Origin of the sequence: Rhodoferax ferrireducens, assembly GCF_003347515.1 — a bacterium.
In the GTDB taxonomy this organism is placed as follows: Bacteria; Pseudomonadota; Gammaproteobacteria; order Burkholderiales; family Burkholderiaceae_C; genus Rhodoferax.
The window spans coordinates 94,267-106,881 of sequence record NZ_QEII01000262.1 but is presented as its reverse complement, the minus strand read 5'-3'; the positions used below and the strand labels follow the sequence as shown (position 1 = coordinate 106,881).

Annotated in this window: 14 protein-coding genes; 4 read left to right on the top strand and 10 right to left on the bottom strand. The window is 61.6% G+C overall.

What is annotated here, in order from left to right:
* The first annotated feature begins 28 nt into the window (after nucleotides 1–28).
* From gatC to gatB, 3 genes are read left to right on the top strand one after another with little or no spacing between them, the layout of a single operon-like run.
* Nucleotides 29–328, top strand: coding sequence for an Asp-tRNA(Asn)/Glu-tRNA(Gln) amidotransferase subunit GatC (gatC, locus tag C5P05_RS10210; RefSeq protein WP_114969725.1), 300 nt, complete (start codon nucleotides 29–31; stop codon nucleotides 326–328).
* A 3-nt stretch (nucleotides 329–331) separates the two neighbouring features.
* Complete coding sequence (gene gatA, locus C5P05_RS10205) at nucleotides 332–1,816, top strand: Asp-tRNA(Asn)/Glu-tRNA(Gln) amidotransferase subunit GatA (RefSeq protein WP_114969724.1); 1,485 nt, start codon at nucleotides 332–334, stop codon at nucleotides 1,814–1,816.
* Nucleotides 1,817–1,818: 2 nt separating this feature from the next.
* The gene (gatB, locus tag C5P05_RS10200; protein WP_420130739.1) at nucleotides 1,819–3,318 is read left to right on the top strand and encodes an Asp-tRNA(Asn)/Glu-tRNA(Gln) amidotransferase subunit GatB; all 1,500 of its coding nucleotides are present in this window, start codon (nucleotides 1,819–1,821) and stop codon (nucleotides 3,316–3,318) included.
* A 35-nt stretch (nucleotides 3,319–3,353) separates the two neighbouring features.
* On the opposite strand, the gene C5P05_RS10195 is transcribed toward gatB, so the two are convergent.
* Nucleotides 3,354–4,064 (bottom strand): DUF4124 domain-containing protein, encoded by a 711-nt coding sequence (locus tag C5P05_RS10195; RefSeq protein ID WP_157979282.1) that lies wholly within the window; start codon nucleotides 4,062–4,064, stop codon nucleotides 3,354–3,356.
* Between the two features lie 2 nt (nucleotides 4,065–4,066).
* Entirely contained in the window at nucleotides 4,067–4,777 is a 711-nt protein-coding gene (gene pyrE, locus C5P05_RS10190) for an orotate phosphoribosyltransferase (RefSeq protein ID WP_114969723.1), read from the bottom strand.
* A gap of 10 nt (nucleotides 4,778–4,787) precedes the next feature.
* Between pyrE and C5P05_RS10185 the strand changes: the two genes are divergently transcribed.
* Complete coding sequence (locus C5P05_RS10185) at nucleotides 4,788–5,579, top strand: exodeoxyribonuclease III (RefSeq protein ID WP_114969758.1); 792 nt, start codon at nucleotides 4,788–4,790, stop codon at nucleotides 5,577–5,579.
* Nucleotides 5,580–5,590: 11 nt separating this feature from the next.
* On the opposite strand, the gene paaE is transcribed toward C5P05_RS10185, so the two are convergent.
* Genes paaE through pcaF form a run of 8 tightly spaced genes read right to left on the bottom strand, consistent with a single transcriptional unit; the run spans nucleotide 5,591 to nucleotide 12,579 of the window.
* Nucleotides 5,591–6,694, bottom strand: coding sequence for a 1,2-phenylacetyl-CoA epoxidase subunit PaaE (gene paaE / locus C5P05_RS10180; RefSeq protein WP_114969722.1), 1,104 nt, complete (start codon nucleotides 6,692–6,694; stop codon nucleotides 5,591–5,593).
* Between the two features lie 19 nt (nucleotides 6,695–6,713).
* Nucleotides 6,714–7,364: a 1,2-phenylacetyl-CoA epoxidase subunit PaaD gene (gene paaD / locus C5P05_RS10175; protein ID WP_420130738.1), complete on the bottom strand. Its 651-nt coding sequence runs from the start codon at nucleotides 7,362–7,364 to the stop codon at nucleotides 6,714–6,716.
* Nucleotides 7,283–8,068, bottom strand: a complete 786-nt coding sequence (gene paaC / locus C5P05_RS10170; RefSeq protein ID WP_114969720.1) for a 1,2-phenylacetyl-CoA epoxidase subunit PaaC — start codon at nucleotides 8,066–8,068, stop codon at nucleotides 7,283–7,285. The genes paaD and paaC overlap by 82 nt, the downstream gene beginning before the upstream one ends.
* Nucleotides 8,068–8,364: a 1,2-phenylacetyl-CoA epoxidase subunit PaaB gene (gene paaB / locus C5P05_RS10165; RefSeq protein WP_114969719.1), complete on the bottom strand. Its 297-nt coding sequence runs from the start codon at nucleotides 8,362–8,364 to the stop codon at nucleotides 8,068–8,070. The genes paaC and paaB overlap by 1 nt, the downstream gene beginning before the upstream one ends.
* Nucleotides 8,361–9,374, bottom strand: coding sequence for a 1,2-phenylacetyl-CoA epoxidase subunit PaaA (gene paaA / locus C5P05_RS10160; RefSeq protein ID WP_114969718.1), 1,014 nt, complete (start codon nucleotides 9,372–9,374; stop codon nucleotides 8,361–8,363). The genes paaB and paaA overlap by 4 nt, the downstream gene beginning before the upstream one ends.
* Nucleotides 9,375–9,409: 35 nt before the next feature.
* The gene (locus C5P05_RS10155) at nucleotides 9,410–10,192 is read right to left on the bottom strand and encodes an enoyl-CoA hydratase/isomerase family protein (RefSeq protein WP_114969717.1); all 783 of its coding nucleotides are present in this window, start codon (nucleotides 10,190–10,192) and stop codon (nucleotides 9,410–9,412) included.
* 9 nt (nucleotides 10,193–10,201) lie between these two features.
* Complete coding sequence (locus C5P05_RS10150; protein WP_114969716.1) at nucleotides 10,202–11,347, bottom strand: ABC transporter substrate-binding protein; 1,146 nt, start codon at nucleotides 11,345–11,347, stop codon at nucleotides 10,202–10,204.
* A gap of 26 nt (nucleotides 11,348–11,373) precedes the next feature.
* Nucleotides 11,374–12,579 (bottom strand): 3-oxoadipyl-CoA thiolase, encoded by a 1,206-nt coding sequence (pcaF, locus tag C5P05_RS10145; RefSeq protein ID WP_114969715.1) that lies wholly within the window; start codon nucleotides 12,577–12,579, stop codon nucleotides 11,374–11,376.
* Nucleotides 12,580–12,615 lie beyond the last annotated feature (36 nt).

The following is a 12,615-nucleotide window of genomic DNA, read 5'->3' as shown; positions in this document are numbered from 1 at the left end:
TACAAGCAGTTTCTAATGAAAATACGTTATGTCCCTGACTTCTGCTGACATCGCCCGCATTGCCAATCTTGCCCGTCTGGAGCTCCAACCGGACGAGAGCGAGCGCATGCTGGCGCAAATCAATGGTTTTTTTGAAATCGTTGAAAAAATTCGCGCGGTGGACACCATCGGTATCGAACCCCTGGCACACCCCATGGCCACAATCCAGGACATCACCTTGCGCCTGCGCGAGGATCGGGCACTGGAGCCCAATAACCGAGAAGCCAACCAGCGCAACGCCCCGGCGCTTGAGCACGGCCTGTTTCTGGTCCCCAAGGTGATTGAATAAACAATGAAAAACGACACCACTGTTCTGCATGACCTCACCGTGGCCCAGCTGGCCACCCAGTTGCGCGAGCGCAAAGTCTCCGCCGTCGAGGCCGCCCAGCACTTTCTGGCGCGCGCCAAGGCGCATACGTCCCTGGGCGCTTTTCTCGATATGAACGAAGAAGTGACGCTGGCGCAGGCACGCGCAGCGGATGTGGCTTTGGCTGCCGGCCCGACCACGGCTGTGCCCAGCCTGTTGGGCGTGCCCCTGGCGCACAAGGATATTTTTGTCACCCGCGATTTCGTGACCACGGCGGGTTCCAAAATGCTGGCCGGTTATCGCTCCCCTTTTGATGCCACGGTGGTGGCCAAGCTGGCCGAGCAGGGTGTGGTGACCTTGGGCAAGCTCAATTGCGATGAGTTTGCCATGGGCTCTGCCAACGAGAATTCCGCTTTTGGCCCGGTCAAAAATCCGTGGGACGTTACACGCACACCGGGCGGATCCTCGGGCGGCAGCGCGGCGGCGGTCGCGGCCCGTCTGGTGCCTGCGGCCACCGGCACCGATACCGGCGGCTCGATTCGCCAGCCGGCCTCGTTTTGCGGCATCACCGGCATCAAGCCCACGTATGGGCGCGCCTCGCGCTACGGCATGGTGGCGTTTGCGTCCAGCCTCGACCAGGCTGGGCCGTTGGCGCGCACGGCCGAAGACTGCGCGCTGCTGCTGTCCGCCATGTGCGGACCCGACCCGGACCGGGATTCCACCTCGCTGGACGTGCCGGCGGAAGACTTCAGTCTGTCACTCAACGCGTCCCTTGACGGTTTGCGCATCGGCGTGCCGGCTGAGTTTTTCGGCGAAGGCCTGTCCGCCGACGTGCACAGCGCCGTGGACGCGGCGCTGAAGCAATATGAAAAATTGGGCGCAAAGCTGGTGCCGATTTCACTGCCGCGCACCGAGCTGTCCATTCCGGTGTATTACCTCATCGCCCCGGCCGAAGCCTCCAGCAACTTGAGCCGCTTTGATGGCGTCAAGTTCGGTCACCGCGCGGAGAAATACGTTGACCTGATCGACATGTACAAAAAGACCCGCGCCGAAGGTTTTGGCGACGAGGTCAAGCGCCGCATCATGATTGGCGCCTACGTGCTGTCGCACGGTTATTACGACGCCTATTACCTGCAGGCGCAAAAAATCCGTCGCATGATTGCCGATGACTTCCAGCAGGCCTTCAAGGTGTGCGACGTGATCGCCGGGCCGGTGGCGCCCACCGTGGCCTGGAAGCTGGGCGGGCACGGCAATGATCCGCTGGCCGACTACCTGGCCGACATCTTTACCTTGCCGGGTTCGCTGGCCGGTTTGCCCGGCATGAGTATTCCGGTGGGTTTTGGCGCGGGCCATATGCCGGTGGGCATGCAGCTGATCGGCAACTACTTGCAGGAGGCCAGGCTGCTGAACGTCGCGCATCGCTTCCAGCAAGCCACTGACTGGCACGCCGCCAAGCCCGAAGGATTCTGAACATGAACGCATTTGTTGAAACAGCGCCGTCGCCCTCGCGTGCGGTCATCCCGTCGCCGCTGGTGATGGGTTACGAAGTCGTGATCGGCTTCGAGACCCATGCCCAGCTCTCCACCCAATCCAAAATCTTCAGCCGGGCGCCCATCGCGTTTGGCGCCGAGCCCAACACGCAAGCCTGCGCGGTCGATTTGGCCCTGCCCGGCACTTTGCCGGTGATGAACAAGGGCGCCGTGGAGCGGGCCATCGAGTTCGGTCTGGCCGTCGGCTCCCACATCGCCCCGCGCAGCGTTTTTGCCCGCAAGAATTACTTCTACCCCGATTTGCCCAAGGGCTACCAGATCAGCCAGTTTGAGATTCCGGTGGTGCAGGGCGGCGAGATCGTCTTCTTTCTGGGTGAAAACAAGATGGCGGTGCGCCTGGTGCGAGCGCACCTGGAAGAAGACGCCGGCAAGTCGCTGCACGAAGACTTTGTCGGCCAGACCGGCATCGACCTGAACCGCGCCGGCACGCCTTTGCTGGAGATCGTGACCGAGCCCGATATGCGCTCCAGCGCCGAGGCCGTGGCCTACGCCAAGGAGCTGCACAAGATCGTGACCTGGATCGGCATTTGCGACGGCAACATGCAGGAAGGCAGCTTCCGCTGTGACGCCAACGTGTCGGTGCGCAAGCCCGGCCAGCCCTTTGGCACGCGCCGCGAGATCAAGAACCTGAACAGCTTCAAGTTCATGCAGCAAGCCATCGACTATGAAGTGCGCTGGCAGATCGAGCAGCTTGAGGACGGTCACGCCATCCAGCAAGCCACCGTGCTGTTCAACCCCGATACCGGCGAAACCCGGGCCATGCGGACCAAGGAAGACGCGGCCGATTACCGCTATTTCCCGGACCCGGATTTGCCGCCGCTGGTGATTGGTGAGGACTGGATTGCGAAAGTTCGACTAGGCATGGATGACTTGCCTCGCAAGGTTGCGGAGCGCTATGTGCGCGAGTTCGGATTGACAGAGTACGACGCATCGGCATTGACGCAAAGTAAAGCCGTCATGATTTACTTTCAATCCGTCATTTACGCTAGGGCCGTGCCTGTATCACCCAAGCTGGCTGCGAACTGGATTATGGGTGAACTGTCACGGCGACTGAATGCTCAGGACATCACGATCGAGCAAAGCCCGGTGAAGCCTGTGCAACTGGCCGATCTCATCCTAAGCATCAATGCGGGCACGATTTCCAACAACGCCGCCAAGCAAGTGTTTGATGCGATCTGGAACGGCGAGGGCGAGGATGTTGATGCCCTGATTGACGCCAAAGGCCTCAAGCAAATGAATGACACCGGCGAACTGGAAAAAATCGTCGATGATGTTCTTGCCGCCAATCCAAAAAACGTCGAGGAATACAAGGCGGGCAATGGCAAGGCGCTCAACGCCTTGGTTGGCCAGATCATGAAGGGCAGCAAGGGCAAGGCCAATCCGCAGCAAGTCAACGACCTGCTGCGCAAGAAGCTGGACTAAACCAGCAGGTACTTGCTTGCGCCCGCTTCGCGGGGTCAACGGGTTCTGCCCGCCTCCGTGGCGGGCACGCCGGACTGCATCGCCCAGAGCGCCTTCAGGCGCACCTGTTCTTCGTCAAAGCGGGCGTTGACGCGTTTGAGTTCGCCGTCCTGATCGGCAATAAAGCGGCCCTGCACGGCCAGGCTTTGGGTCACCTCATCGACCTGGCGGCGCACCGAGGGCGGGGCTTTGCCCGGGTCTTTCCGGTAAAACTCCATCTCCTGGTTGATGACGGTGCGCTGAGCGTGCAACTCATCAACCCGCTTGGCCGCCGCCTGTCGTACGACCTCGATCTGGGCCAGTGCCTGGACGCGTTCCTTGTCATGCACGGCCTGGTTGGGGTAGCGGATCAGCAGCGCCCGGTCGCGCCGTTTTTCTTCAATCAGGCGAGCCCGTTCTTCCTGTTCCGCTTTGACCTTGGCCTCAAGCTCAATGCGTTCCGCAGCGGTCGGCGTGGGCGCCACCCTGGCTTTCACCGTGCCGCTGGCGTTGAGCATCCTTTGTTCGCGGTCGCTGCACTCGGGAATGGGCCGGTCCGAGGTCAGTTTGCGGCCGCGGGCGTCCACGCAGGTGTAGATGTCCTGCGTCGCTTTCGGTTGCGCCTGCGTCGAGGTCACACCTGACAGGCTCACCAGCAACAAGGCTGTGGCCGCGCCCGTGATGAGCTGCTTCCCCGCGGACCCCGCAAACCTCGTCCAGCTCAACATGTTTAACTTTCTTCGACGCCATAACGCTGGCGGTAAGCCAGCACGCGTTGATGGTCGGCGGCCAATCCGCCGGCGCTGTGCGCTGCCAGATACTGCATCAAATCAGCCAGCTTCGCAATCGCGCAAACCTGCAGACCCAGCTGCTTTTGTACGAACTGCACCGCGCTGTGCGGCACATCGGCGCCGTTTTCAACCGCTTTTTCCTGCCGGTCCAAGGCGATGACCACCGCGTGGGGCGTCGCCCCGGCGGCGCGGATGATGGCAATCGATTCACGGGCTGCCGTACCCGCCGACATCACGTCGTCCACGATCAGCACCCGCCCTTTCAAGGGCGCGCCCACCAGGGTGCCGCCCTCGCCGTGGTCCTTGGCTTCCTTGCGGTTGTAGGCAAAAGGCACGTTGCGTCCCAGGCGTGCCAGCTCCACCGCCAGCGCCGCGCCCAGTGGAATGCCCTTGTAGGCGGGGCCGAAGATCATGTCGAATTCAATGCCGCTGGCCAGCAGGCGCTGCGCATAAAATTGCGCCAGCCGCCCCAGCTTGGCGCCATCGTCAAACAGGCCGGCGTTGAAGAAGTAGGGGCTGATGCGGCCCGCCTTGGTTTTGAATTCACCGAAACGCAGCACGCCACAATCCACCGCAAACTGCACAAAATCCTGCGCCAGGGTATCCTGCGGCGGGTTTTGTCCAGTTCTTGTTCCAACACTCTCTGACATGGGAAATTCCTTGTTTAAATTGACCAGCCTCAACCTCAACGGCATCCGCTCCGCCACCACCAAAGGCCTGGAGGCCTGGCTGGCTAAGACCAAGCCTGATTGTATTTGTGTGCAGGAAGTCAAAGCGCAGGCCGCCGATGTGCAGGGCCGCTTTGAGGAACTGGCCGGACTCAAGGGCCATTTTCACTTCGCCCAGAAAAAAGGCTATTCCGGCGTGGGCATCTACACCCGCCATGAACCCAGCGATGTGCTGGTCGGCCACGGCTCAGGCGAGTTTGACGCCGAGGGCCGTTGTGTGGAGCTGCGCTTCGACACGCCCAGCGCCAAACACTCCATCATCAGCTGTTATTTTCCCAGCGGCTCGTCGGGCGAGGAGCGGCAGTTGGCCAAATACCGCTTTCTGGAGGAGTTTTATCCGCATCTGCACCGGATCAAGTCCGAGCGAGAATTTATTTTGTGTGGTGACGTGAACATCGCGCATCAAGAAATTGACCTGAAAAACTGGAAGGGCAACCGCAAGAACTCCGGCTTTTTGCCCGACGAGCGCGCCTGGATGACCAAGCTGCTGAGCGAAGCGGGGCTGGTGGACGTGTACCGGCGGCTGCAGCCGACCGCCACCGATGAAGCCTACACCTGGTGGAGCAACCGCGGCCAGGCCTACGCCAAGAACGTGGGCTGGCGGCTGGACTACCACCTGGCGACGCCGGCCCTGGCGGCTCTGGCGCAGGCGCACACCATCTACAAAGACGAAAAGTTTTCGGACCACGCCCCGATCACGATTGACTACGATTGGACGCTTTGATTGCGCGCTGATCAGCGCTCGTCGTAACTCACCACCAGTCGTTCGCTGGTCGGGCGGGCTTGGCAGGACAGCACAAAGCCTTTTTCTGTTTCCCAGGTTTCCAGCCCGAAATTTTTGTCCATGTGCACACTGCCTTCCAATACCTTGGCGCGACAGGTGCAGCAGACGCCGCCCTTGCATGAAAAAGGCAGGTCCAGACCGGCGGCGAGCGCCACGTCCAGCACCTTTTGCTCAGAACCCATCTGCAGTTCGTGTGGTTTGCCGTCCAGTACCACCGTCAAGGCGACCTTGCCAATGATCGGCAGCTTGTGGCTGGCCAGGGCGGCCTGGCGGTCGGCCGGTGTGAGTTCTTCCAGCGTCGGCGAGGTGAACCGTTCCGTGTGCACGCGGTTGGCGGGCACACCGGCGGCCAGCAGCGCCGTCTCGGTGGCTTCGATCATGACTTCGGGGCCGCAGATGAACACTTCGTCCATGCTGCCCACCGGCAGCAAAGCGTCGATGAGGGCGCGAATCTTGTCGCCGTCGATGCGGCCTTGCAGCAAATCCGACTCCTGCGCCTGGCGCGAGAGGATGTGGATCAGCGTGAGGCGATCGGGGTAGCGGTCTTTCAGGTCCTGCAGCGACTCATTGAACATCACGCGGGCCATGCTGCGGTTGCCGTAAATGAGGGTGAACTTGGAATCGGGCTGCTCTTCTAGCGTGCTCGCCATGAGAGACAGAATCGGCGTGATGCCGGAGCCGGCGGCAAAACCGACGCGGTGCAAGGCGCGCGGGCGCTTTGACACAAAACGTCCGTCCGGCGGCATCACGGCGAGCGTGTCCCCCACCTTGAGTTCATTCGCCGCCCAGTTGGAAAACACACCACCCTCCATTGGCCGGATGCCCACCACCAGTTCATGCTGGTTCGCAAGGTGGCTGCGGGTGCAGCAGATGGAATAACTGCGCCGCACATCGGCGCCCTTGATGCTGGCGCGCAGCGTCAAGTACTGGCCGGGCTGGAAGGCAAAGGTCTCGCGCAGATTTTCCGGAATGGCGAGTGTGAGGGCGACCGACCCTGCGGCTTCGGGGCTGATGCGCGCAAGCTTGAGATCGTGAAAACGGGGCGGTGTAGACATGGAGGGGACGCAGAAGCGCTCAATAAGGTTTGAAGTAATCAAACGGTTCCATGCATTGCAGGCAGCGGTACAGCGCCTTGCAAGCCGTGGAACCAAAATGCGAGGTTTCGGTCGTGTTTTCTGAGCCACATTGAGGGCAGATGACCGCTGGCTGTGCGTAGTCAGCTACCTTTTTGGCAGCAAACTGGACCACGTTGCCGCCCTGGTTGGCACACGCGCTGGCCTGCGGCGGCGCAATGCCGTAGGCCCGCAGCTTGGTCCGCCCCTCGGGCGTCATCCAGTCGGTGGACCAGGCCGGTGCCAGCTGGGTGAGCACGCGGGCGCTCACGCCGGCTTGCGCCAGCGCTGCGACCACGTCGTCTTCCATCTGGCTCATCGCCGGGCAGCCGCTGTAGGTCGGGGTGATGACCACCTCCAGCCCGTCGGCGCCTTCGCGCACGGCCCGCAGAATGCCCATTTCGCGCAGCGACACCACCGGAATTTCCGGATCCGTCACGGACTCCAGCAGGGTCCACACCGCGTGATGGGGGTCAGAGGGCTGCTTTGCCGCAATAGGCCCGTCCGGTAAGAGTGCTGCGTTCATGGTATTTACCAGACCGCTTCGGGATGGACGCGGGCCAGGCTCTGCATCTCGGCCAGCACAAATCCCAGGTGCTCGGAATGCAGGCACTGTTTGCCGGTGGAGACGTGGCCGTCGGTGCTGGGTCGCTTGAGTGTGGCCTGGGCCAGCGTGTCGTTGACGACGTCGTTCCAGGCGACTTGCAGGCTCGTTGTCGTCACGCCGACGCCGGCCGCAATGGCTGCCGTTTCCATCGCGCTGGGCGTCCAGAATTCCTGTGTGTAAGGCATTAAATGGTCCAGGGCCGCCTGGACCCGGGCGTGTGATTCCTCGGTGCCGTCCCCCAAACGCAGCAGCCAATCGCGCGCGTGGCGCAGGTGGTATTGCGTTTCCTTGAGTGACTTGGCGGCAATCGCCGCCAGTTGCGCATCCTTGGAGACCTTGAGCGCATCCCACACCAGCACCATCAGGGCGCTGTAGAGAAAGTTGCGTGCAATCGTCACCGCATAGTCGCGGTCACCCGCCGCGGTGGGTGCCAGTGCCGTGCTGTGCGGCAATTCCAGCAAGGTGTAGTTGCGGAATTCCGGCACATCACGAAAGTACGCCAGCATGTCTTCGGTGGTGCGGCCATCGTTGCGCAAGGTCGCGACATGTTGGTATAACAAGCGCGCCTGACCGATCAGGTCCAGGCTGTTATTGGCCAGGGCCAGATCTTCTTCCAGGATCGGGCCATGGCCACACCATTCGGCGTTGCGCTGCCCGAGGATCAGGGCGTTGTCGGCCAGATGCAGCAGGTAGTCGGTGTGCGCCGCCATTACATGTGCCCCACTTCGTCAGGGATTTCATAAAAGGTCGGGTGACGGTAAATCTTGTCGGCCGCGGGCTCGAACATGGACTCTTTGTCCTCCGGCGCGCTGGCCGTGATGCTGGCCGAGGGCAGCACCCAGATGCTCACGCCTTCCTGGCGACGGGTGTAGACATCACGCGCCATCTGCAGTGCCTGCTGTGCATCGGCGGCGTGCAAACTGCCGCAATGCTTGTGCTCCAGGCCTTGCTTGCTGCGGACAAAAACTTCCCAGAGGGGCCATTCTTTCAATGCGGGTGTGCTCATGCTGCTTCCTTCGTTGTTTTGGTTTGCTGTTTGCGGGAATAAGCCAGCGCGGCTTCGCGCACCCACTGGCCATCTTTGTGGGCCTTGACGCGTGTCGCCAAGCGCTCTTTATTACAGGGGCCGTTGCCGTTCACGGTGGACCAAAATTCGTCCCAGTCAATTTGCCCATAGTCGTAGTGCTGACGTTCTTCGTTCCACTTCAGATCCGGGTCGGGCAGGGTCACGCCCAGCACCTTCGCTTGTGGCACGGTGGCATCAATAAACTTCTGGCGCAGGTCATCGTTGGAGATGCGTTTGATGCCCCAGCGCATGGCTTGGGCGCTGTGCGGACTGTCGGCGTCGGGCGGACCAAACATGGCCAGGCACTTCCACCAGAAGCGGTTGACCGCGTCCTGCACCATGGCTTTTTGCTCGGCCGTGCCCTTCATCATCACCAGCAGGGCTTCGTAGCCTTGGCGTTGGTGAAAAGACTCTTCCTTGCAGACGCGGATCATGGCGCGGGCATAAGGGCCATAACTGCAGCGGCACAGCGGAATCTGGTTCATGATGGCGGCGCCGTCCACCAGCCAGCCGACCACACCGACATCGGCCCAGTTGAGCGTGGGGTAGTTGAAGATGGAGCTGTATTTGGCGCGGCCGCTGTGCAGCCCTTCCAGCATCTCATCGCGGCTGGTGCCCAGCGTCTCGGCGGCGCTGTACAAGTAGAGGCCGTGCCCGCCCTCGTCTTGCACCTTGGCAATCAAAATGCACTTGCGTTTGAGGCTGGGGGCGCGGCTGATCCAGTTGCCTTCGGGCAACATGCCAACGATTTCGCTGTGGGCGTGTTGGCTGATTTGCCGCACCAGTGTTTTGCGGTAGGCCTCGGGCATCCAGTCCTGCGGCTCGATCTTGCCATCGGCATCGACCTTGGCGTCAAACCGGGCCTGCCATTCTGGATTTTCTGTCGAAGGCGCCAGGGGCACCGACTTCAGGCCGGGACTGTCCGGCACATTAAAAGACTGGGTATACATGTTGTCTTATCTCCTGTGGAGTGAAAAAATTCTCGTTAAAGAAGCCAGGCCGGCGTGCGTTTATCCAGAAAGGAGGCGATGCCATCCTTCCCTTCATCCGTGGCACGCTGGCGGGCAATACGTTGTGCCGTTTCTTCGATGACCGCGTCGTCAATGGGGCGACCGTTAATCGCCTGAATCAACTGCTTCGCCGCCTGCTGGGCCTGTGGCGCGCCCGCCATCAAGGCCTCCACCAGGGTGGCAATGCCGGCATCCAGTGCATCGTCGGGCGTCACTTCGTTGATCAGGCCGATCGCCAGCGCTTTGTCCGCCGGAATCCGTTCGGCCGACTGGAAATAACGCAGCGCGTGACGGGGTCCGATGGCGCGCAAAACATACGGGCTGATGACCGCCGGAATAATCCCGAACTTCACCTCGGAGGTGGCGAACACCGCATTGGCGGACGCCACCGCCATGTCGCAGGCCGCGGCCAAGCCGGTACCGCCCCCGAGCGCGGCCCCTTGCACCCGGGCGATGGTGGGCTTGGACATGTCCGAGAGTCTGCGCAGCATGCGGGCAAAGCGGCGCGAATCGACCAGGTTTTCCGCTTCGCCATAGGTCGACGCACGCTTCATCCAGTTGAGATCGGCGCCGGCGGAAAAATGCCGTCCCCGCCCACCCAGAATCACCACGCGCACCGACGGGTCGGCATCGAGTTCGGAACAGGCCGCGCTCAAGTCGCCGATCAGTTGCTCGTTGAAGGCGTTAAACACCTCCGGACGATTCATCCAGATCGTGGCGACCCGACCGCTGCGTTCAATTTCTACGGTCTCAAACATGTGATGCGATTACTTGGCCAGGGTCCAGTCACCGTTCTTGATCTCCAGCATGTTGAATGCGGTGAGGTCAAGTCCCAGATGGTCGGTCGCCGACATATTGACCTTGCCGCCGGTGCCGATGAAGCCCTTGGTGGCTTCGATCGCGTCGCGCACCTTGGCCTTGTCGGTGCTGTTGGCCCGCTTCATGGCATCCACCGCCAGCATCAAACCGTCGTAGGCATGGCCGCCGAAGGTCGAAACGTCGGTTTTCCATTTTTCGGAAAAGGCCTTGGCGTAGGCGGTGGTGACCGCTTTCTGCGGGTCGTTGGCCGCCAGCTTGCCGGAAATTAGCAGCGCCGCCGCCGGCAGGCGCACCCCTTCGGCCGCCGGGCCGGCCAGCTTGATGAACTCTTCCGACGCCACACCGTGGGCGTGGTACAGCGGCAAGGTGATGCCGAGTTGTTTGTAGTTCTTGGTGACGATGGCCGGACCCTGGCCGAGACCGTAAACGAACACGGCTTGCACGCCAGCCGTGTTTTTGATTTTGGTCAGCTGCGGACTGGTGTCCGTGTCTTTCGGTCCGTAGGTTTCGTTGGCCACCAAGGTAATGCCGAATTTGGCGGCCACGCCTTCGGTTTCCTTCTTGCCGGACTGGCCAAAACCACTGGTCTCCGACAGCAGGGCGACCTTGGTGAGGCCGCGTTTCTTCATATCCTCGAATACCTTTTCCGAGGCCATGCGGTCGGTGTGGGGGGTCTTGAACACCCATTTCTTGACCGGCTCGACGATCACCACGGCACCGGCCAGGGAGATGAAGGGCAGGCCGGCTTTTTCCACCAGGGGCACCATGGACATGGTGGAGCCGGTGGTGGTGCCGCCAACCAGAATGTCCACCTTGTCATCTTCAATCAGGCGCTTGGCAAAGCCATTGGCCTTGCTGGCATCGCTGCCATCGTCGTAATGCACCAGCTGCAACTGGCGACCGATCACGCCGCCGTTTTTATTGAGTTCATCGACATACATCTGCAAGGTCTTTAGCTCCGGGTCGCCGAGAAAGGCGGCCGGGCCGGTGACGGACAGGACCGAGCCGATCTTGATCGGATCGGCGGCGAAAGCTGCCATGGCGCCCAAGAGCACAGTGGCCGCGACCGCCAGTTTTTTGAATTTGAATTTCATGGTTTTGTCTCCTTCGTTGTAAAAAATTAAATGCGCTCGATAACCAGCGCAATGCCTTGCCCAACACCGATACACATCGTGCAGAGCGCATAACGCCCGCCACGCCGTGCCAGTTCATAACTCGCGGTGGTGACCAGCCGGGCGCCACTCATGCCGAGCGGATGGCCCATGGCAATCGCGCCGCCGTTCGGGTTCACCCGTGCTTCATCGTCGGCCAGGCCGAGGTCGCGCAGCACCGCCAGACCCTGCGCGGCAAACGCTTCGTTCAGCTCGATGACGTCCATCTGGTCCAGCGTCAAACCGGCCTTGGCCAGCACCTTGCGCACGGCCGGCGCCGGGCCAAAACCCATGATGCGCGGCGCCACGCCCGCAGTCGCCATGGCCACGACACGGGCACGAGGGGTGAGTCCATGCTGGCGTGCTGCCGCTTCAGAGGCGATCAGCAGCGCACAGGCCCCGTCATTGACGCCCGAGGCATTGCCGGCGGTCACGGACAGCTCGGGGCCGTTCACGCCCTTGAGCTTGGCCAGCATCTCCAACGTGGTTTCCGGGCGCGGATGCTCATCGGTATCGACGATGACCGGTTCCCCCTTCTTGCGCGGAATCAGCACGGGCACGATTTCGGGTAAGAAGCGACCCGCCGCGTGGGCGGCCGCCCAGCGCTGTTGCGAGCGCAGGGCAAATACATCCTGGTCGGCGCGCGAAATGCCGAAGTCTTGCGCCACGTTGTCCGCCGTTTGCGGCATCGAATGCGTGTCATACAACTTCTTCATCTGCGGGTTGGTAAAGCGCCAGCCGATGGTGGTGTCAAAAATCGCCGCACTGCGCGAATAAGCGCTTTCCGCCTTGCCCATCACAAACGGTGCGCGCGACATGCTCTCAACCCCGCCCGCAATCATCAGCTCGGTGTCCCCGGCCTTGATCGAGCGGGCTGCCAGGCCGATCGCATCCATGCCCGAGCCGCACAGGCGGTTGACCGTGGTGCCGGGCACTTCAATCGGCAGGCCGGCCAGCAGGCCGGACATGCGCGCCACATTGCGGTTGTCTTCGCCGGCCTGGTTGGCGCAGCCATAGATGATGTCATCCACCCGGGTCCAGTCGACCTGGGGGTTGCGCTCCATCAAGGCCTTGAGCGGAATGGCGCCCAGGTCGTCAGCGCGAACGCTGGCCAGGGCGCCACCGTAGCGGCCGATCGGAGTGCGGATGGCATCGCAGATAAAAGCTTCAGTCATGGATTTCGTGAAAAAACACGCTCGCTTGATATAAAA

Excerpts from the sequence above, each read along its gene's own strand:
- gatB (WP_420130739.1), top strand. The coding sequence starts at position 1,819 with ATGAACGCATTTGTTGAAACAGCGCCGTCGCCCTCGCGTGCGGTCATC.
- C5P05_RS10150 (WP_114969716.1), bottom strand. The coding sequence starts at position 11,347 with ATGAAATTCAAATTCAAAAAACTGGCGGTCGCGGCCACTGTGCTCTTG.
- C5P05_RS10195 (WP_157979282.1), bottom strand. The coding sequence starts at position 4,064 with ATGTTGAGCTGGACGAGGTTTGCGGGGTCCGCGGGGAAGCAGCTCATC.
- gatA (WP_114969724.1), top strand. The coding sequence starts at position 332 with ATGAAAAACGACACCACTGTTCTGCATGACCTCACCGTGGCCCAGCTG.
- paaB (WP_114969719.1), bottom strand. The coding sequence starts at position 8,364 with ATGAGCACACCCGCATTGAAAGAATGGCCCCTCTGGGAAGTTTTTGTC.
- C5P05_RS10155 (WP_114969717.1), bottom strand. The coding sequence starts at position 10,192 with ATGTTTGAGACCGTAGAAATTGAACGCAGCGGTCGGGTCGCCACGATC.
- pyrE (WP_114969723.1), bottom strand. The coding sequence starts at position 4,777 with ATGTCAGAGAGTGTTGGAACAAGAACTGGACAAAACCCGCCGCAGGAT.
- paaA (WP_114969718.1), bottom strand. The coding sequence starts at position 9,374 with ATGTATACCCAGTCTTTTAATGTGCCGGACAGTCCCGGCCTGAAGTCG.
- paaE (WP_114969722.1), bottom strand. The coding sequence starts at position 6,694 with ATGTCTACACCGCCCCGTTTTCACGATCTCAAGCTTGCGCGCATCAGC.
- paaC (WP_114969720.1), bottom strand. The coding sequence starts at position 8,068 with ATGGCGGCGCACACCGACTACCTGCTGCATCTGGCCGACAACGCCCTG.
- pcaF (WP_114969715.1), bottom strand. The coding sequence starts at position 12,579 with ATGACTGAAGCTTTTATCTGCGATGCCATCCGCACTCCGATCGGCCGC.
- gatC (WP_114969725.1), top strand. The coding sequence starts at position 29 with ATGTCCCTGACTTCTGCTGACATCGCCCGCATTGCCAATCTTGCCCGT.